Below are 18,759 nucleotides of genomic sequence, written 5' to 3'. Positions count from 1 at the left end.
GGCCGAAATGGGTCTGCAGGACTTCTGGTTCGTCGCCCTCGGAGGGCTCTTCCTCGGCTTCCTCGTGCTCGAGGGTTTCGACTTCGGGGTGGGAATGTTGATGGCGCCCTTGGGCCGTCGTGCGCCGGCGGGTCAGCGCGAGCGGCACCGCCGCGCCGTGCTCAACACCATCGGACCGGTGTGGGACGGCAACGAGGTATGGCTGATCACCGCGGGCGGAGCCATGTTCGCCGCGTTTCCGGAGATGTACGCCACCGTCTTCTCCGGGCTGTACCTGCCGCTGCTCGTCATCCTGGTGGCGATGATCGGGCGCATCTGTGCCATCGAGTGGCGCGGCAAGATCGACGATCCCGCTTGGCGGTCCTGGGCCGACGCCGCGATCGCGGTCGGGTCGTGGGTGCCCGCCGTGCTGTGGGGCGTGACGTTCGCGGCCCTCGTGCACGGGCTGCCGGTCAACGCGCACAAGCAGATCGAGCTGTCCGCCGGCGACCTCCTGGACGGCTACGTGCTGCTGGGCGGCCTGGCCACCGCGGGCCTGTTCGCCTTCCACGGGGCGGTGTTCATCGCCCTGAAGACCGAGGGCGTCGTGCGCGACGACGCCGTCCGGTTCGCCAGCCGGCTGGCGCTTCCGGTGACCGTCGTCGTCGCCGGATTCGGCACGTGGACGCAACTCGCCCACGGCAAGGACTGGACGTGGTGGGTGCTCGGCGTCGCGATCGTCGCGCAGGCGTCGGCCGCGGCGGCGGTGTGGGGACGGATCGGCGACGGCATCACGTTCGCCTGCACGTCGGCCGTCGTCGCGGCGGCGGTGGTCCTGCTGTTCGGCGCGCTGTACCCGAACCTGGTGCCCTCCACGCTGAACCCGAACTGGAGCCTGACGATCCACGACGCGTCGTCCTCGCCGTACACCCTGAGGATCATGACGTGGGCCGCGCTGATCTTCGCGCCGTTGGTGATGTGCTACCAGGGCTGGACGTATTGGGTTTTCCGGCAACGCATTTCGGCCGATCGCATACCGGCCCCCGTCGGCTTGTCACCGAGATGATGCGCCGCCACCTGGTCGCGTCGGCCGGCTGCGGCGTGGTGATCACCGGCACCGCCATCGCGGGGGCGGTCGTGGTGGCCCACCTGGTGGCGGGCATCGTGACCGACCCTCGCGCGCGCACGGTCGAGCACTGGTCGACGGCGCTGGGCGTCCTGGCGGTGCTGTGGACCGTTCGCGCGCTGGCGCAGTGGCAGCAGGCCAGGCTCAGCCAGGGCGAAGCGACCGCCGCGATCGCCGACCTCGACCACCGCCTGCTGACCACGGTCACCGCGCTGGCCCCGCACGACGTCGACGCGTTGCGCGACGAGACCGCCGTGGTGGTGACGCGGGGCCTGGACGGCCTGCGGCCCTACTACACCCGCTACCTGCCGGCGGCCGTCCAGGCTGCGGTCCTGACCCCCGCCGCCCTCGTCACCATGGCGTGCTATGACCTGCAGGCGGCGGTCATCGTCGTGCTGGCGCTGCCGCTGGTTCCCGTGTTCATGGTGCTCATCGGTCTCCTCACCGCCGATCGCTCGGCGGCGGCTCTGACGGCCATGACCACCCTGCAGTCGCGGCTGCTGGACTTGATCTCCGGCCTACCCACCCTGCGCGGCCTCGGCCGCGCCGCCGGTCCCGAGCGCCGCGTCGCCGAACTCGCTGCCGCACATCGCCGTTCGACGATGGCCACCCTGCGGATCACCTTCCTGTCGTCGCTGGTGCTCGAACTGCTCGCCACGCTCGGAGTCGCACTGGTGGCCGTCAGCGTCGGGCTGCGCCTGGTGTCCGGGCACGTCGACCTGGCCGCCGCCCTGACCGCCCTGCTGTTGGCTCCGGAGGTCTTCTGGCCGCTGCGCCGCGTCGGCGCGGAGTTCCATGCCGCCCAGGACGGCAGGACCGCCCGCGCGGCGGCCGAGGCACTGCTCGCCAATTCCGCTGCACGCGTCGGCGGTACCGCCCGAGCGGTGGGCCCGTGCGTCGACCTCGAGGACGTCACCGTCAGCGGCCGCGACGGCGACGCCCCGCACCGGCTGACCGCGCGCGTCGAGGCGGGCTCCGTCACCGTCCTAACCGGACCGAACGGTTCGGGCAAGTCCACCGCGATCCACGTCATCCTCGGTCTAATCACCCCGACGTCGGGGCGGGTGACGGTCGGCGGCGTGGACGCCGGGAACGTCGATCTCCGCCAGTGGTGGGACTCGATCGGGTGGCTCCCCCAGCGACCCGCCCTCGTGGCGGGGACGGTACGTGCGAACCTCGAACTCTTCGGTGCCCTGCCCGATCTCGGGACCGCTTGTCGCCGAGCGGGTTTCGACGAGGTGCTGGCCACCCTGCCGGACGGGTTGGACACCGTCGTCGGTCGCGACGGCGCCGGTCTGTCGCTCGGTCAGCGGCAGCGACTGGCGCTCGCCAGAACGCTCGGCTCCGGACGGCCGATCCTGCTACTCGACGAGCCGACCGCCCACCTGGACGCCGCACTCGAGGCCCGCGTCCTGCACTCGATCCGCGAGATCGCCGGTGAAGGGGCTGCCGTCCTCGTGGTAGGCCACCGCGCCGCCGTGCGCGCCATCGGTGACCACGTCGTCGCGGTCGGGGGTGAGCTCCCTGTTCCGCACTGATCCGCTGTTCGCCGGACTCGCGCTGCTGCGGCCCCGTCTGCCGCGGCTCGCGATGGCCGTCGGGTTCGGTGCGCTGTCCCTGGGCTGTGCCCTGGCGCTGGCGGCCGTGTCGGCGTGGCTCATCACCAGGGCCTGGCAGATGCCGCCGATCCTTGATCTCGCCGTCGCGGTGGTCGCCGTGCGCGCCCTCGGCATCTCGCGCGGCATCCTTGGCTACTGCGAGCGACTCGCGTCGCACGACGTCGCGCTGCGGGCCGCGGGCACAGCGCGCGTGAGCGTCTATCGGGCGCTGGCCGGCGGCCCCGCCGACACCGTGCTGCGACTGACGCAGGGCGACATCGCATCCCGCGTCGGCGCCTCGGTCGACGACGTGGCCGACGTGCTGGTGCGCGCCGTCGTGCCGATCGCCGTGGCCAGCATCCTGTCGACGGCCGCGGTGCTCGTCGTCGCGGTCATCTCACCCGTGGCGGGGCTCATCCTCCTGGTGTGCCTGCTGCTCGCCGGCGGGCTGGCCCCCTGGCTGGCCGCGCGGGCAGCCACGGCTGCCGAAGCCGTTGCGGTGCAACACCACTCCGATCGGGACACCGCAGTGCTGCTGGCACTGGACCATGCGCCCGAACTCAGGGTCGCCGGACGGCTCGACGCGGTCATCGCCGAAGCGGGCCGCCGCCAGCAGAAGTGGGGTGCTGCCGCCGACCGCGCCGCGATCCCCGCCGCGTTCGGTGCTGCCGCACCGGTGGCCGCGATGGGCGCGTGCGTCGTCGGCGTCCTCGTCGTCGCCGTCACCTTCGCGGCCACGCTGGCCCCCACCACCCTCGCGATCCTCGCGCTGCTCCCGCTGTCGGCGTTCGAGTCGACGGCCGCCCTGCCCGCGGCCGCCATCCAGCTCACCCGCGGCCGCCTTGCCGCCGCCCGCCTGCACGACCTGATCGCACCCGCTCCCCCGGCCCGCCGGCGACCGCCGATCCGGCCGCCCGACGTGCACCCCGGCGACCGGCTGGCCGTCCTCGGGCCGAGTGGATGCGGCAAGACCACCGCGCTGATGGCCATCGCCGCGCAGCACGAAAACCCCACGGCCGCAGCCTTCTTCCCCGAGGATGGCCATCTGTTCGACACGACCGTGCGGGACAACCTGCTGGTGGCCCGCGGTGACGCCACCGACGGTGAGGTGACCGCCGCGCTGGACGCCGTCGGCCTGCACGACTGGTGGCGCGGCCTGCCCGACGGTCTGTCCACCATCCTCACCGGCGGTGCGGCCGCCCTGTCGGCGGGACAGCGCCGGCGGCTCCTGCTGGCCAGGGCGCTCGTCTGCGACCTGCCGATCGTGCTGCTCGACGAACCCACCGAGCACCTCGACGCCGACGACTCCGACCGGCTGCTGCGCGAGGTGCTGGACCCGGATGGCCTGTTCGGGCCGGGCCGCACCGTCGTCGTCGCCACCCATCACCTGCCGCGCGGCGTGACGTGTCCCGTGCTCTACCCTCGGCAGTCATGACCGGCGCCAGGAACGGAACGGGCACGGCTGCGCTGGCGGTCGCCGTGGCGGGCCTCGCGCTGTGCTGGTCGGTGGTCGGCGGCCTGGCGTGCGGCGTCGTCGCGGTCGTGCTGGGCGCGCTCGGACGCGGCCGCGCGGCGCGCGGTGAGGCCGACAACGGACCCATCGCGATGGCCGGCATCGGACTCGGCGTGGTGGCGGTCCTCGCGTCGGTCGCGTTCGTCGTCGTCTGGGCCGTCTCGTGGCGTGACGCCGGGGGCAGCCAGTACGTGGACTGCGCCATGCGGGCCGGTAACGACCAGAAGGCCGTTCAGACCTGTACCGACAACTGGCTCAACCGGATTCGCGGGGAGATGGGCGTCAGCCCGATGACCCGGGGAAGTACTTGACGACCCCTTCCTGGACCACCGTGGCCAGGATCTGACCGTCGCGATCGAAGAAGTGCCCGGTTCCCAGACCGCGGGATTCCGCGGCCACCGGCGACGACGTGGAGTAGAGCACCCACTCGTCGAAGCGCACCGGACGGTGAAACCACACCGTGTGGTTCATCGAGGCGGCGAAGATGCGGTCGTGTCCCCACGACAGACCGTGGGTCGTGATGATCGAGTCGAGCACCGTCGTGTCCGAGGCGTACACCAGCGCCGCGGCATGGATCACCGGATCGTCGGGCATGGCGCCCTTCGTCGTGAGCCAGACGCGGTTGTGCGCGAGGCGGTCGCCCTTGTCCCGCATCACCCAGGCAGGGTCGTTGGTGTAGCGCCACTCGATGGGCTTGAGCGCCGCGACGAACAGCGGGACCGTCTCCTCGTAGCCGACCAGGAGGTCCTCGATGCTCGGCACCGTCGACGGGTCGGCCACCCGAGGCGCCGGCACCCCGTGTTCGAGACCGCGGCCGCCGGCCATGTGCGCCACCAGCGCCGAAGCGAGTAGGACGTCGCCCTGCATCACGTCGACCCGCCGATTCGCGAAGCGCCGCTCGTCACGCAGTCGCACCACCCGGAACTCGAGGTCCTGGCGTGGATCGCCGCCGGCGATGAAGTGCACCGACAAGGTGCTCGGTGGCAGCTCGTGGCGCAGCGTGCGACTGGCGGCCACGAACGCCTGGGCCATCATCTGCCCACCGAACGTGCGCATCGGGTTCTTGCTCGGATGCGACCCGAGAAAGGTGTCGTCGTCGACGCGACGAAGTTCGAGTACTCCCAGCAGCTCTTCCAGATCTGAGGTCACTGCTGGTCGTCTCTCCTAGTGGTCGTCCTCGCCGATCCGGTGGACGTGGATCAGGTTGGTCGAGCCTACTGTGCCCGGAGGTGCGCCAGCGACGATGACCACGAGGTCGCCGCGCTTGTACCGACCCAGCGCCAGCAACGATTCGTCGACCTGACGGATCATCCCGTCGGTGGTCTCCATGTGCGGAACGATGAAGGTCTCGGTACCCCAGGTGAGCGCCAGCTGGCTGCGGACCTCGGGCAGCGGTGTGAACGCCAGCAGCGGCAGCGGGGTATGCAGCCGCGCCAGCCGCTTGAGGGTGTCGCCGGACTGTGTGAACGCCACCAGTGCCTTGGCGTCCAGCCGCTCGCCGATGTCGCGCGCCGCGTAGGAGATGACGCCACGCTTGGTGCGCGGCACGTGGGCCAGCGGCGGTGCGGCAGTGGAGTTCTCCTCGACGGCGTTGACGATGCGGGCCATCGTCTTGACCGCCTCCAACGGGTACTTGCCCACCGAGGTCTCCCCCGACAGCATGACCGCGTCGGCACCGTCGAGCACGGCGTTGGCGACGTCGGACGCCTCCGCGCGCGTCGGCCGGGAGTTCTCGATCATCGACTCCAGCATCTGGGTGGCGACGATGACGGGTTTGGCGTTCTCCCTTGCCATTTGGATGGCGCGCTTCTGCACCAGCGGCACCTCCTCGAGCGGCAGCTCGACGCCGAGGTCGCCACGGGCGACCATGATGGCGTCGAACGCGAGCACGATCGCCTCGAGGTTCTCCACCGCCTCGGGCTTCTCCAGCTTGGCGATGACGGGGACCCGACGGCCCATCTCGTCCATCACCTCGTGCACCAGTTCGATGTCGGCGGGCGAGCGCACGAACGACAGTGCGACCAGGTCCACGCCGAGGGCCAGGGCGAACTTGAGGTCCTCGATGTCCTTCTCCGACAGCGCGGGGACCGACACGTTCATCCCGGGCAGGGAAAGCCCCTTGTTGTTGCTGACCTTGCCACCCTCGGTGACGATGCAGACCACGTCGTTGCCGTCGACCTCGTGCACCGTCAGGCCGATGTTCCCGTCGTCGACGAGCAGGCGGTCGCCCACGGCGGCGTCTCTGGCGAGTTCCTTGTAGGTCGTGGACACCCGGTCGTGGGTGCCCTCCACGTCGTCGACGGTGATCCGCACGATCTCCCCGGCCTGCCAGACGGTCGGCCCGTCGGCGAAGCGGCCGAGCCGGATCTTGGGTCCCTGGAGGTCGGCCAGGATGCCGACCGCCCGACCCGTGGTGTCCGACGCCGCGCGCACGCGTTTGTAGGCGATCTCGTGGTCGGCGTGATCGCCGTGGCTGAAGTTCAGCCTCGCGACGTCCATGCCCACTTCGACCAGGGACTTGATCTGCTCGTCTGACGACGTCGCCGGTCCCAACGTACAGACGATCTTTCCGCGTCTAGTCACGTTGACTCAGCATAGTCGTGATCGATTCAGATGACGATTCAGACGGCCGCGAGCGGAAGCGCACCGGGCCTGACCGGCGCGGGAAGATCCGACTCGCCCATCAGGAACGCGTCGACGGCGTGGGCCGCGCTGCGTCCCTCCGCGATCGCCCAGACGATGAGCGATGCGCCGCGGTGGGCGTCACCACAGACGAAGACACCCGGCGCGTCGGTCTGCCAGTCCGACCCGCAGGGCAGCGCACCCCGCTTGTTCAGCTGCAGTCCGAGACCGTCGAGCAGCGGCATGTGCTCGACGCCTTCGAAGCCGATCGCCAGCAGGGCCAGCTCGCACGGAATCTCGATCTCGTCGCCCACCGGCGTGATGCGGCGACGGCCCTCCTCGTCGCGCTCCACCTTCACCTCGGCGATGACCATGGCCTTGACGTGACCGGTCTCGTCGCCGACGAAGCGCTGCACCGCCACCTCGTATCGGCGGGCGCCACCCTCGGCGTGGGCGGGCGACGTCCGCAGCACCAGCGGCCAGGTGGGCCACGGTGACCGCGTGTCGTCCCGCTGCCCGGGCGGCTCGGGGTTGTAGTCCAGCTGGGTCACCGATGCCGCGCCCTGACGATGGGCGGTGCCCAGGCAGTCCGCGCCGGTGTCACCGCCGCCGATGATCACGACGTGCTTGCCGGCCGCGCTGATCGGCGACGGACCGTCGCCCTCGCACTCCTTGTTGGCGGGCACCAGGTGCTCCATCGCCAGGTGCACGCCGACGAGGTCGCGACCCTCCACCTGATTGTCGCGCGAGCGCAGCGCGCCGACGGCGAGCACCACCGCGTCGTGCTGGCGGCGCAGCTGCTCGACGGTCAGATCGACGCCCACCTCGCAGTCGGTGACGAAACGCGTTCCCTCGGCCCGCATTTGGGCCAGCCGCTGGTCGAGCGTCGCCTTCTCCAGCTTGTACTCCGGGATGCCGTAGCGCATGAGACCGCCGATCCGGTCGTCCCGTTCGTAGACGGTCACGTTGTGGCCGGCCCTGGTGAGCTGTTGGGCCGCAGCGAGTCCGGCGGGTCCAGAACCCACGACCGCGACGCCCCGGCCGGTCGAGATGGCGGCCGGCTGCGGCTCGATCGTGCCGTCCATCCACGCCGTGTCGACGATCGACTGTTCGATGCGCTTGATGGTGACCGCCCCGCCGGTCTCGCTCTCGGCGATCGACAGGACGCACGCCGCCTCGCACGGCGCGGGACACAACCGCCCGGTGAACTCCGGGAAGTTGTTGGTGGCGTGCAGCCGGTCGCTGGCCGCATCCCACCGGCCGCGGCGGACGAGGTCGTTCCACTCGGGAATGAGGTTCCCCAGCGGACACCCCGCAGTACCGGAGTGGCAGAACGGAATACCGCAGTCCATGCACCGTCGGGCCTGCTGGGACACCTCCCCGGCGCGCTGGTGCGGATCCTGGCGCTCGTAGACCTCGCGCCAGTCCCCCACTCGTTCGTCGACGGGCCGCTTGGCCGCCTCGACCTTGGCAACCTTCAAAAATCCGGTCGGGTCAGCCACGGGTCGCCTCCATGATCGCGGTGTCCACGTCGCGTCCCTCGGCCTTGGCCATGCGCGTGGCGTGCAGCACCTTCTCGTAGTCGATCGGCATGATCTTGGTGAATTGCGCACTGCGCCTTGGCCAGTCGGAGAGCAGCGACCGGGCGACGGTGCTGCCCGTGTACCGCGCGTGCTGTTCGACCACCTGGTGCAGCCAGCTCAGGTCCTCGGCCTCCAGGCGCTGCAGGCGGACCATGTCGGGGTTGACCTTGGCCGGGTCGAGGCCCAGCACGTAGGCGATTCCACCGGACATGCCGGCGGCCATGTTGCGTCCGACGGGTCCCAGCACCACGACGCGCCCACCCGTCATGTACTCACACGCATGATCGCCCACGCCCTCGACGACGGCCAGCGCGCCGGAGTTGCGCGCCCCGAACCGCTCCCCGACCCTGCCGCGCAGGAAGACCTCGCCGGACGTCGCCCCGAAGAGCAGGGTGTTGCCCGCGATGACGTTGTCCTCGGGCAGGAAGAGCACGTCGTCGTCGGGCTTGACGATCACCCGTCCGCCCGAGAGTCCCTTGCCGACGTAGTCGTTGGCGTCGCCGATGAGCTCGATGGTGATGCCCGGCGGCAGGAACGCCCCGACCGACTGACCCGCCGAACCGGTGAGTACCAGGTGGATGGTGCCGTCGGGCAGGCCCTGCGCGCCGTAGCGGCGGGTCACCTCCGAGCCCAGCAGGGTGCCGACCGTACGGTTCACGTTGCGCACGGGCAGCTCGAGGCGCACCGGGTGCGCATCCTCGAGTGCGCCTTCGGCGAGCGCGATGATGGTCTGGTCCAGCGCCTGTTCGAGCGCGTGCTCCTGGTCGCGGAGCTTGCGGCGCTGCGTCAGCTTCGCCCCGTGGGCGTCCGTCGGCTGCGCGAAGATCGGGCTCAGGTCCAGACCCCGGCTCTTCCAGTGCGCCACCCCGGGGGCCGTGTCGAGCATCTCGACCCGCCCGATGGCCTCGTCGACACTGCGGAAACCCAGCTGCGCCAAGTACCTTCTAACGTCCTCGGCGATGAACGTGAAGAAGTTCTCGACGAATTCGGGCTTGCCGTTGAAGCGGGCCCGCAGCTCCGGGTTCTGCGTGGCGACGCCGACCGGACAGGTGTCGAGGTGACACACCCTCATCATGATGCAACCCGCGACCACCAGCGGAGCCGTCGCGAAGCCGTACTCCTCGGCGCCGAGCAGCATGGCCACCATGACGTCGCGGGCCGTGCGCATGCCGCCGTCGCACTGCACGGTGATCCTGTCGCGAAGACCGTTGAGCACCAGCGTCTGCTGGGTGTCGGCCAGCCCGATCTCCCACGGCGCCCCGGCGTGCTTGAGCGACGTCAGCGGAGCCGCACCCGTCCCGCCGTCGTACCCCGAGATCAGCACGACGTCGGCGTGGGCCTTGGAGACCCCTGCCGCGACGGTGCCCACGCCCACCGAGCTGACCAGCTTGACGTGAATCCTGGCCTGGGAGTTGGCGTTCTTCAGGTCGTGGATCAGCTGAGCCAGGTCTTCGATCGAGTAGATGTCGTGATGCGGCGGTGGCGAGATGAGCCCGACGCCGGGCGTCGAGTGCCGCGTCTTGGCGATGTTGGGGTACACCTTGTATCCCGGGAGTTGGCCGCCCTCACCGGGTTTCGCGCCCTGCGCCATCTTGATCTGGATGTCCGACGCATTGACGAGGTAGTCGCTCGTCACGCCGAAACGGCCCGAGGCCACCTGCTTGACCGCACTGCGCCGGCGCGGGTCGTAGAGCCGGTCTTGATCTTCTCCGCCCTCGCCGCTGTTGGACCGTCCGCCCAGCGCGTTCATGGCGATCGCCATGGTCTCGTGGGCCTCCGCGGAGATCGACCCGTAGCTCATGGCACCGGTGTTGAAGCGCGTCACGATCGACTCGGCGGGCTCGACCTCGTCCAGCGGCACGGGTTCGCGGCCGCCCGAGGCGAATTCGAAGAGCCCGCGCAGCGCGCCACCCTCACGGACCAACCGGTTCACTTCGTCGGAGTACTGCTGGAACACCTCGTACCTGCCGGTGCGCGTCGAATGCTGAAGCAGGAAAACGACTTCGGGGGTGAACAGGTGCAGCTCGCCCTCACGGCGGAACGCGTACTCGCCGCCGACCTCCAGACGCCGGTGCACCCGCTCGGTCGGATTCTCCGGGTACGCCCGCCGGTGCCGGAGCTTGACCTCCTCGGCGAGGACGTCGAGACCGACGCCGCCGAGCTGCGTGGGGGTCCCGGTCAGGTATTCGTCGACGACGTCGCGATTCAGACCGATGGCCTCGAAGGCCTGGGCGCCGGTGTAGGACGCCACCGTCGAGATGCCCATCTTGCTCATGACCTTCATGACGCCCTTGCCGAGCGCCTTGAGGTAGTTGCGCACCGCCGTCGACGGTTCGACGCCCGTCAGCTCACCCTCGCGGATGAGGTCCTCGATGGACTCGAAGGCCAGATACGGGTTGACCGCGGCCGCGCCGAAGCCGATCAGCATCGCGATGTGGTGGACCTCGCGGGCGTCGCCGCTCTCGACGACCAGCGCCACGGTCGTGCGCTCCTTGGTGCGCACCAGGTGGTGGTGCACCGCCGACACCGCCAGCAGTGACGGAATCGGCGCCTTGGTGTGGTCGGAGTCCCGGTCGGAGATGACCAGCGTCCGATAGCCCTTGGCGATGGCCTCACTCGCGCGCACGCGCAGATCCTCCAGCGCATCGGCCAGACCCTCACCACCGCGCTCGACGTCGTAGAGCGCGCGCAGCACCTTCGTCTTGAGGCCCGGTTGCTCGCCGTCGGCGTTGATGTGGACGATCTTGTTGAGCTCGTCGTTGTCGAGCACCGGCCACTTCAGCACGATCTGTCGACAGGAGGCCGCGGTCGGCTCCAGCAGGTTGTGCTCGGGGCCCATCACCCGCGCCATCGAGGTGACCACCTCTTCGCGGATGGCGTCCAGCGGTGGGTTCGTCACCTGAGCGAACAGTTCGACGAAGTAGTCGTAGAGCAGCCGCGAGCGTTGCGAGAGCACCGCGGCCGGGGTGTCGGTACCCATCGAGCCCAGCGGTTCGGCACCCGATGCGGCCATGGGCGTCAACATGATTCGCAGGTCTTCCTCGGTGTAGCCGAAGGAGATCTGGCGCCGCACGACGGAGTCGTGGTTGGGCGATACCCGCGTGCGCTCGGGGAGGGTGGCCAGGTCGAGGAGGCCGGAATGCAGCCATTCGTCGTAGGATTCGGCCGCCGCGAGCTCGCCCTTGATCTCGTCGTCGGAGACGATGCGACCCGCGGCGGTGTCGATGAGGAACATCTTGCCCGGCTCGAGACGGCCCCTGGCCACGATCTCGGCAGCCGGCACGTCGAGCACGCCGCTCTCGCTGGCGAGGATGACTCGGTCGTCGATGGTGCGCCACCAGCGACCCGGACGTAATCCGTTGCGGTCCAACACCGCACCCACCACGGTCCCGTCGGTGAACGTCACGCACGCGGGCCCGTCCCACGGCTCCATGAGCGAGGCGTGAAACTGCCAGAACGCGCGTCGACGGGGATCCATGTCGGCGTTGTTCTCCCACGCCTCTGGGATCATCATCAGCACGGCGTGGGGCAGGCTGCGGCCGCCGAGGTGCAGCAGTTCGAGCACCTGGTCGAACGACGCGGAGTCCGACGCGTCGGCGGTGCAGATCGGCGAGAGTCGCGCGAGGTCACCCGGAATCTGCGCGCTTGCCAGCATCGCCTCCCGGGCGTGCATGCGGTTGCGGTTGCCGCGCACGGTGTTGATCTCGCCGTTGTGGGCGACGAAGCGGAAGGGATGCGCCAGCGGCCACGACGGGAAGGTGTTGGTGGAGAAGCGGCTGTGGACGATCGCGATGGCACTCGTGCAGCGCTCGTCGCGCAGGTCTGAAAAGAACCGCGGCAGTTGCATCGTGGTGAGCATGCCCTTGTAGGCGATGGTCCGGCTCGACAGCGATGCGAAGTACACCTCGCCCTGCTCGGCGAGCTTGCGCACCGGATAGACCCGCCGGTCGAGGTCGATGCCGCCGGACCTACTGCCATTGCGCTCGGGCGCGGCGAGGAACAACTGCGCCATGTGGGGCATGCATCCCAGTGCGGTCATGCCGATGCCCGCGCCGTCCGGGTCCACCGGCACCTCGCGCCAGCCGAGCACTTCCATACCCTCGCCGACGGCGATGGACTCGATGCGTTCGCGGGCCGCGGCCCTGGCGACGGGGTCCTGCGGCAGGAAGCAGATACCGGCGGCGAACGTGTTGGCGCCCAACGCCGTTGGCTGAGGCAGCTCGAAGTCGACGACCTCGCGCAGCAGTTCGACGGGCAGCTGCAGCAGGATGCCCGCGCCGTCACCACTGTTGGCTTCGGCCCCGGCCGCACCGCGATGTTCGAGGTGTTCCAACGCCGTGAGGCCGTCGGCGACGATCGCATGGGAGCGACGCCCCTTGATGTCGGTCACCATGGCGACGCCACAGGAGTCCGCTTCGTGCTCGGGGTCGTAGAGACCTTGAGCCTCGGGCATGGCCGAAAACAGCACTCGGAGCACCTCCGCAGTCTGGAGAATTTCGCGTCCGGGACTGCGGCGGCCCGAGAGGCGAGTGTATCAGCGGACCGGTGGGCCTACCCGCCGATAAGCGTCGGGACCAGCGGGAACCCCGGGAGATTGCGGACCACGGTCCACGCGACGGCCGCAAGCACGACGGTCACGATCGCGGCCCGTGGCATCAGCGGTCGGCGCCGGCCCGCCCTGACGACGAGCCACGCGGCCAGCAGAGGCAGACCGACCAGAAGGAACACGTTGTCGGTGATGGCGGCGGCGAAGTCACCGTGGAGGAGGTCATGGGTCATCCGCAGACCGCCGCACCCCGGGCAGTTCCATCCCGTCAGGAGGTGGAACGGGCACGGCGGAAAGCCGAATCCCGGGGCGTGCGGGTCACGCACCCCGACGTAGGCGAGGGCACCGCCGAGGACTCCCGCCGTACCGAGGGTGGCCCAGCGGGAGGTGGTGGGGTGACCGGATTGCATCGTGCGATCCAGCATGCCAGGAACGCCCGCTGTCAGCGGCGTTGCCACCAGCGTCGACGCGATGGCGTGAACGTGCTCGTGCTCGCCGACGGGGTTGGGGTCGTGGTCGACGGTTGCGCGTTCACCTCGTCGGCCAGGTCCTCCGCTGCGGCAGCACCCTCGACGGCGGACTCGTGGGCCTCCGGCGCACGGTCCTCGGCCTCGGTGGCGGCGTCGCCTTCGACGGAACCCATGCCGGCCTCGTCGGCGGCGGAGTCCGCGGTCGCCTTCGGTTCGTCGGTGGCCGAGTCGCCGGCGGCGGCGAATTCCTCAGCCTCGGCGATGTACTCCGACGGCGCGTTCTTGACCTGGTCGATGAGGTCCACGTTCTCGGCAGCGGCCTCGGACTTGGGTTCGTCGGGTTCCCTGGCGTCCTCGTTGGGTTCGTCGGCGACCTGGTCCTTGAGCTCTTCCGCGTCGGCGGCTCCTGCGACCGCGGCTTCGTGGGCGTCGGGCGCCCGGTCCTCAGCCTCGGCGGCCGCGTCGCCTTCAACGGCCCCCATCCCCGCTTCGCGTTCCTCGGGCTCGTCCTCGGACTTGGTTTCGTCCTCGTCGGGCTCGGCCGCGACCTGGTCCTTGAGCTCTTCTGCTTCGGCGGCGCCCTCGATCGCAGCTTCATGCGCGTCGGGGGCGCGGTCCTCGGCTTCAGCGGCAGCGTCGCCCTCGACGGCACCCATGCCCGCTTCGCGTTCCTCGGGCTCGTCCGACGTGGGCTCGTCGGGTTCGGAGTCGACCTGGTCCTTGAGTTCTTCCGCTTCGGCGGCGCCTGCGACCGCAGCTTCATGGGCGTCGGGCGCACGGTCCTCGGCTTCAGTGGCCGCGTCGCCTTCGACGGTCCCCATGCCCGCTTCGCGTTCCTCAGGCTCGGTCTCGTCCTCGGACTTGGTTTCGGCCTCGTCGGGTTCGGCCGCGACCTTGTCGGCCAGGTCCTCCGCTTCGGCGGCGCCCTCGATCGCAGCTTCATGCGCGTCGGGAGCGCGGTCCTCTGCTTCAGCGGCCGCGTCGCCCTCGACGGCACCCATGCCGGCCTCGCGTTCCTCGGGCTCGGTCTCGTCCTCGGGCTCGGTGTCGGCCTCGTCGGGTTCATCGGCGACCTGGTCGGCCAGCCCCTCGGCCACGGCGGCGCCCGCGACCGCGGCTTCATGCGCGTCGGGAGCGCGGTCCTCGGCCTCGGCGGCCGCGTCGCCCTCAACGGCACCCATGCCCGCTTCACGTTCCTCGGGCTCGGCGTGCTCCTCGTCGGCGGCATCGCCGGCGGCGGCGAATGCCTCGGCCTCCGCGATGTCCTCCGACGGCGCGTTCTCCACCTGATCGATCAGATCCTCGTTCTCGGCAGCTGCCTCGGAATGCGTGTCGTGATCGCCGGAATCGGTAGCCGGTTCCGTCGACCCGCCCGAGCCCGTGGACGTGGTGCTAGCGGCACGGTCCTCGTCGCCGGCGACCTTCGCGGCGGCGACGACGCCCGACGTGGCAGCGACGGCCACCAGGCCTTCACCGATCTCGTCGACCAGCGACTCGTCGGTGGGCTTGCCCCGCAGGCTTTCCGGCGCTTCCCGGCCCTTCGTGGCGGCCATCACGTAGATCACCGCGCCGATGAACACGAACGTCGAGGTGAAGGAGTTCACCCGGATGCCGGCGATGAGCGTCGCGGTGTCGCTGCGCATGAGCTCGACCCAGAACCTGCCGACGCAGTAGCCAGCGACGTACAGCGCGAACAACCGACCGTGGCCGAGCTGGAAGCGCCGGTCGGCCCACAGCAGCAGCGCGAAGATGAGCAGGTTCCACAGCAGCTCGTACAGGAAGGTGGGGTGGACGACCGCGTACACCTGACCCGTCGACACGCCGTCGAGCGAGTGCGGGCTGACGACGCCGGTGGGATCCAACCGGTCATAGATCGTCAGACCCCACGGCAGATCGGTCGCGCGACCGTACAGCTCCTGGTTGAAGTAGTTGCCGAGGCGGCCGATGGCCTGGGCCAGGATGATGCCGGGTGCGATCGCGTCGCCGAAGGCGGGCAGCGGGATGCCGCGGCGGCGGCAGGCGATCCATGCCCCGACGCCACCGAGCGCGACCGCGCCCCAGATGCCCAGGCCGCCGTCCCAAATGCGCAGCGCCGCAAGGAATCCCGCGCCGTCGGCACCAAAGTACTTCTGCCAGTCGGTCATCAGGTGGTAGAGCCGGCCACCGATCAGGCCGAACGGCACCGCCCACAGGGCGACGTCGTAGATCACGCCGCGCTCGCCCCCGCGGGCCTCCCATCGGCGGTCACCGATGACCAATGCCGCCACGATGCCGACGATGATGCACAGCGCATAGGCGCGGATCGGCACGGGGCCGAGGTGCCACACCCCCTGGGACGGACTGGGAATGTAGGCCAAAACCGTTGTCGTCACGCTGAAATCCTCTGTCGCACGCCCTCGGCGAGTTCCTCGGTCAGGGCCCGCACGGCGGGGAGTCCGTCGCTCAGCGCCGTCACCAGGGCTGAGCCGACGATGACGCCGTCGGCGTAGGAACCGATCTGTGCCGCTTGCTCACGCGACCGTACCCCGAGCCCGACACCGACCGGGATGTCCGACACCTCGCGGACCCGACGAACCAGCTCCGGAGCCATGTCCGACACCGCATCTCGCGCACCGGTGACGCCCATCGTCGAGGCGGCGTAGACGAATCCGCGCGAGGCCTGTGTCGTCGCTGCCAGTCGCTCGTGCGTCGAGGATGGGGCGACGAGGAAGATCCGGTCCAAGCCGTGGGCGTCGGACACCTCGATCCACTCCTCGGCCTCGTCGGGAATGAGGTCGGGCGTGATCAGCCCGAGGCCCCCTGCGGAGGCGAGATCGCGGGCGAACGCGTCGATCCCCCACCGCAGCACGGGATTCCAGTAGGTCATCACGACCGCGTTGCCGCCGGCTCCGCTGATCGCCTCGACGGCGGCCAGGGCGTCGCGCACCCGCACGCCGCCGCGCAACGCCACCTCGGTGGCGGCCGCGATGGTCGGACCGTCCATCCCGGGGTCGGAGTAGGCGACGCCGACTTCGATGACATCACAACCACTTTCGACCATCGCCGTCATGGCCGAGATCGACGCCTCGACGTCGGGGAAGCCCGTCGGGAGGTACCCGATGAGTGCCGCACGATTCTCGGCGCGGCAGGAGGAGAAGACGTCAGCCAAGCCGTTGGCGGTCATCGAGGGGGCTCCTCGTCGTCGAACAGGCCGAACCACTTGGCCGCGGTCTCGACGTCCTTGTCGCCGCGGCCCGACAGGTTCACCAGGATGATCGAGCCGGGACCGAGTTCGCGTCCGAGCTTGAGCGTGCCCGCGATGGCATGGGCGGACTCGATGGCCGGGATGATGCCCTCGGTCCTGGACAGCAGCGCGAAGGCGTCCATGGCCTCGGCGTCGGTGATCGGGAGGTACTCGGCGCGGCCGCGGTCCTTGAGGAATGCGTGTTCCGGCCCGACCCCCGGATAGTCCAGACCCGCTGAGATGGAATGCGATTCGATGGTCTGGCCGTCCTCGTCCTGAAGCAGATAGGAGAACGAGCCCTGGAACGCACCCGGCGCGCCGCCGGTGAAGGTCGCCGCGTGGCGACCGGTCTCGACCCCGTCGCCGGCCGCCTCGTAACCGACGAGGCGGACGTCGGGATCGTCGATGAAGGCGTGGAAGACGCCGATCGCATTCGAGCCGCCGCCGATGCACGCCGTCACCGCGTCGGGCAGCCGACCCGCCTGCGCGAGGATCTGAGCCCGGGCCTCCAGGCCGATGACGCGCTGGAAGTCGCGGACCATGGTCGGGAACGGATGCGGACCCGCCGCGGTGCCGAAGCTGTAGTACGTGTCGTCAGCGTGGGCGACCCAGTCGCGGAACGTCTCGTTGATGGCGTCCTTCAACGACTTCGAGCCCGACTCGACCGAGATGACCGTGGCTCCCAGCAGTCGCATGCGGGCGACGTTCAGGGCCTGCCTGGCGACGTCCACCGAGCCCATGTAGATCACGCACGTCAGGCCCAGCAGCGCGCACGCGGTCGCGGTGGCCACCCCGTGCTGGCCCGCGCCGGTCTCGGCGATGACGCGGGTCTTGCCCATCTGCTTGGCCAGCAGTCCCTGACCGAGCGCGTTGTTGATCTTGTGAGAACCCGTGTGGTTGAGGTCTTCTCGCTTCAGGAACACCCGGGCACCGCCGGCGTGCTCGCTCAGACGGGCAGCCTCGTAGAGCGGGGACGGCCGGCCGGTGTAATGCTGCTGCAGCCTGTCGAGTTCGTCGAGGAAGGTCTGGTCGGTCCTGGCCTTCTCATACGCCGCGGTGACCTCCTCGATCACGGCCATGAGCGCCTCGGGGACGAGGCGTCCGCCGTACGGACCGAAATGACCCTTGACGTCGGGGTCGTGCGTCGATGGTTCGGCGACGGCTGCGCTGGAACGCGGCAGCTCGGAACCTGCGAGATCGCCCACTATCTCAGCGCGAGGGTTTCGGGCAGGACGGATGCGTTCCTGCGGTGACGAGATCGGCGACGGCGGTGCGCGGATCGCCACTGGTGACCAGACCCTCGCCGACGAGGACGGCGTCGGCGCCCGCTCCGGCGTAGGCGAGGAGGTCCGCGGTCCCGCGCACTCCCGATTCGGCGATGCGGATGACGCTGGACGGCAGTCCCGGCGCGATGCGCGCGAAGCAGTCGCGATCGACCTCGAGGGTCTTCAGATCGCGTGCGTTGACGCCGATCACGCGGGCTCCGGCTTGCAACGCACGGTCGGCTTCCTCCTCGGTGTGCACCTCGACGAGGGCCGTCATGCCGAGCGACTCGGTGCGGTCGATCATCGATGCCAGGGCGGGCTGCGCCAGGGCCGCGACGATCAGCAGCAGCATGTCGGCGCCGTGGGCGCGGGCCTCGTGGATCTGGTACGGGCCCACGATGAAGTCCTTGCGCAGCACCGGGATCCTCACCGCGGCGCGCACGGCGTCGAGATCATCGAGCGATCCGTGGAAGCGGCGCTCCTCGGTCAGGACGCTGATCACCCTGGCGCCGCCGTCCTCGTAGGCGCGGGCGAGCTTGGCCGGGTCGGAGATGTTGGCGAGCGCGCCGCGCGAGGGACTGGCCCGCTTGACCTCGGCGATGACGCCGATGCCGTCGGCGCGCAGAGCGGCCAGCACGTCGAGGGCGGGGCGAGCGTCCTTGGCCTTCTGCTTGACGTCGCCCAAGCTGACCACGGCCTCGCGAGCGGCAACGTCGGCCCGGACTCCCTCGATGATGGAGTCGAGCACATTCCCCGCACTCATCAGCCGCCGCTTCCCTTCATGCCACCCGGAAGACCCCAGATGCTCTATCCGGTGAAAGGGTAGTCGCCAAT

13 protein-coding genes are annotated in these 18,759 nt (G+C 70.0%); 4 read left to right on the top strand and 9 right to left on the bottom strand.

Annotation, left to right across the window (positions count from 1 at the left end; genetic code table 11):
* The first annotated feature begins 7 nt into the window (after window positions 1-7).
* Genes cydB through G6N60_RS13460 form a run of 4 tightly spaced genes read left to right on the top strand, consistent with a single transcriptional unit; the run spans window position 8 to window position 4,527 of the window.
* Complete coding sequence (gene cydB, locus G6N60_RS13475) at window positions 8-1,045, top strand: cytochrome d ubiquinol oxidase subunit II (RefSeq protein ID WP_163737852.1); 1,038 nt, start codon at window positions 8-10, stop codon at window positions 1,043-1,045.
* Complete coding sequence (gene cydD / locus G6N60_RS13470) at window positions 1,045-2,643, top strand: thiol reductant ABC exporter subunit CydD (RefSeq protein WP_163743903.1); 1,599 nt, start codon at window positions 1,045-1,047, stop codon at window positions 2,641-2,643. Before cydB ends, cydD begins: the two co-directional genes overlap by 1 nt.
* Window positions 2,644-2,695: 52 nt before the next feature.
* Entirely contained in the window at window positions 2,696-4,138 is a 1,443-nt protein-coding gene (locus G6N60_RS13465; RefSeq protein ID WP_179969788.1) for an ATP-binding cassette domain-containing protein, read from the top strand.
* Window positions 4,135-4,527: a DUF4190 domain-containing protein gene (locus tag G6N60_RS13460; protein WP_163737849.1), complete on the top strand. Its 393-nt coding sequence runs from the start codon at window positions 4,135-4,137 to the stop codon at window positions 4,525-4,527. Before G6N60_RS13465 ends, G6N60_RS13460 begins: the two co-directional genes overlap by 4 nt.
* On the opposite strand, the gene G6N60_RS13455 is transcribed toward G6N60_RS13460, so the two are convergent.
* The 9 genes from G6N60_RS13455 to trpC all read right to left on the bottom strand — a co-directional run bounded on the left by G6N60_RS13455 (window position 4,499) and on the right by trpC (window position 18,688).
* On the bottom strand, window positions 4,499-5,365 hold the full coding sequence (locus G6N60_RS13455) for an acyl-CoA thioesterase II (protein WP_246240637.1): 867 nt from the start codon (window positions 5,363-5,365) through the stop codon (window positions 4,499-4,501). The genes G6N60_RS13460 and G6N60_RS13455 overlap by 29 nt on opposite strands.
* Before the next feature lie 15 nt (window positions 5,366-5,380).
* On the bottom strand, window positions 5,381-6,799 hold the full coding sequence (gene pyk / locus G6N60_RS13450; protein ID WP_163737846.1) for a pyruvate kinase: 1,419 nt from the start codon (window positions 6,797-6,799) through the stop codon (window positions 5,381-5,383).
* A 38-nt stretch (window positions 6,800-6,837) separates the two neighbouring features.
* Complete coding sequence (locus G6N60_RS13445) at window positions 6,838-8,340, bottom strand: glutamate synthase subunit beta (protein ID WP_163737842.1); 1,503 nt, start codon at window positions 8,338-8,340, stop codon at window positions 6,838-6,840.
* Complete coding sequence (gene gltB / locus G6N60_RS13440) at window positions 8,333-12,889, bottom strand: glutamate synthase large subunit (RefSeq protein WP_163737838.1); 4,557 nt, start codon at window positions 12,887-12,889, stop codon at window positions 8,333-8,335. The genes G6N60_RS13445 and gltB overlap by 8 nt, the downstream gene beginning before the upstream one ends.
* Window positions 12,890-12,972: 83 nt before the next feature.
* Window positions 12,973-13,377, bottom strand: a complete 405-nt coding sequence (locus G6N60_RS13435) for a DUF2752 domain-containing protein (protein ID WP_163737835.1) — start codon at window positions 13,375-13,377, stop codon at window positions 12,973-12,975.
* A gap of 32 nt (window positions 13,378-13,409) precedes the next feature.
* Window positions 13,410-15,809 (bottom strand): prolipoprotein diacylglyceryl transferase, encoded by a 2,400-nt coding sequence (gene lgt / locus G6N60_RS13430; protein ID WP_163737832.1) that lies wholly within the window; start codon window positions 15,807-15,809, stop codon window positions 13,410-13,412.
* Window positions 15,806-16,600: a tryptophan synthase subunit alpha gene (gene trpA, locus G6N60_RS13425; protein WP_163737830.1), complete on the bottom strand. Its 795-nt coding sequence runs from the start codon at window positions 16,598-16,600 to the stop codon at window positions 15,806-15,808. Before trpA ends, lgt begins: the two co-directional genes overlap by 4 nt.
* Window positions 16,597-17,865: a tryptophan synthase subunit beta gene (gene trpB / locus G6N60_RS13420; RefSeq protein ID WP_163737827.1), complete on the bottom strand. Its 1,269-nt coding sequence runs from the start codon at window positions 17,863-17,865 to the stop codon at window positions 16,597-16,599. The genes trpA and trpB overlap by 4 nt, the downstream gene beginning before the upstream one ends.
* A 4-nt stretch (window positions 17,866-17,869) precedes the next feature.
* On the bottom strand, window positions 17,870-18,688 hold the full coding sequence (trpC, locus tag G6N60_RS13415; RefSeq protein ID WP_163737823.1) for an indole-3-glycerol phosphate synthase TrpC: 819 nt from the start codon (window positions 18,686-18,688) through the stop codon (window positions 17,870-17,872).
* Window positions 18,689-18,759 lie beyond the last annotated feature (71 nt).

This window comes from Mycolicibacterium madagascariense, assembly GCF_010729665.1.
Classification (GTDB): domain Bacteria; phylum Actinomycetota; class Actinomycetes; order Mycobacteriales; family Mycobacteriaceae; genus Mycobacterium; species Mycobacterium madagascariense.
This window is presented reverse-complemented; position numbering and strand designations above follow the sequence as displayed.

Coding starts and splice junctions, on each gene's coding strand:
- cydB (WP_163737852.1), top strand. CDS start 8: ATGGGTCTGCAGGACTTCTGGTTCGTCGCCCTCGGAGGGCTCTTCCTC.
- cydD (WP_163743903.1), top strand. CDS start 1,045: ATGCGCCGCCACCTGGTCGCGTCGGCCGGCTGCGGCGTGGTGATCACC.
- G6N60_RS13465 (WP_179969788.1), top strand. CDS start 2,696: ATGGCCGTCGGGTTCGGTGCGCTGTCCCTGGGCTGTGCCCTGGCGCTG.
- G6N60_RS13460 (WP_163737849.1), top strand. CDS start 4,135: ATGACCGGCGCCAGGAACGGAACGGGCACGGCTGCGCTGGCGGTCGCC.
- G6N60_RS13435 (WP_163737835.1), bottom strand. CDS start 13,377: ATGCAATCCGGTCACCCCACCACCTCCCGCTGGGCCACCCTCGGTACG.
- trpA (WP_163737830.1), bottom strand. CDS start 16,600: ATGACCGCCAACGGCTTGGCTGACGTCTTCTCCTCCTGCCGCGCCGAG.
- trpC (WP_163737823.1), bottom strand. CDS start 18,688: ATGAGTGCGGGGAATGTGCTCGACTCCATCATCGAGGGAGTCCGGGCC.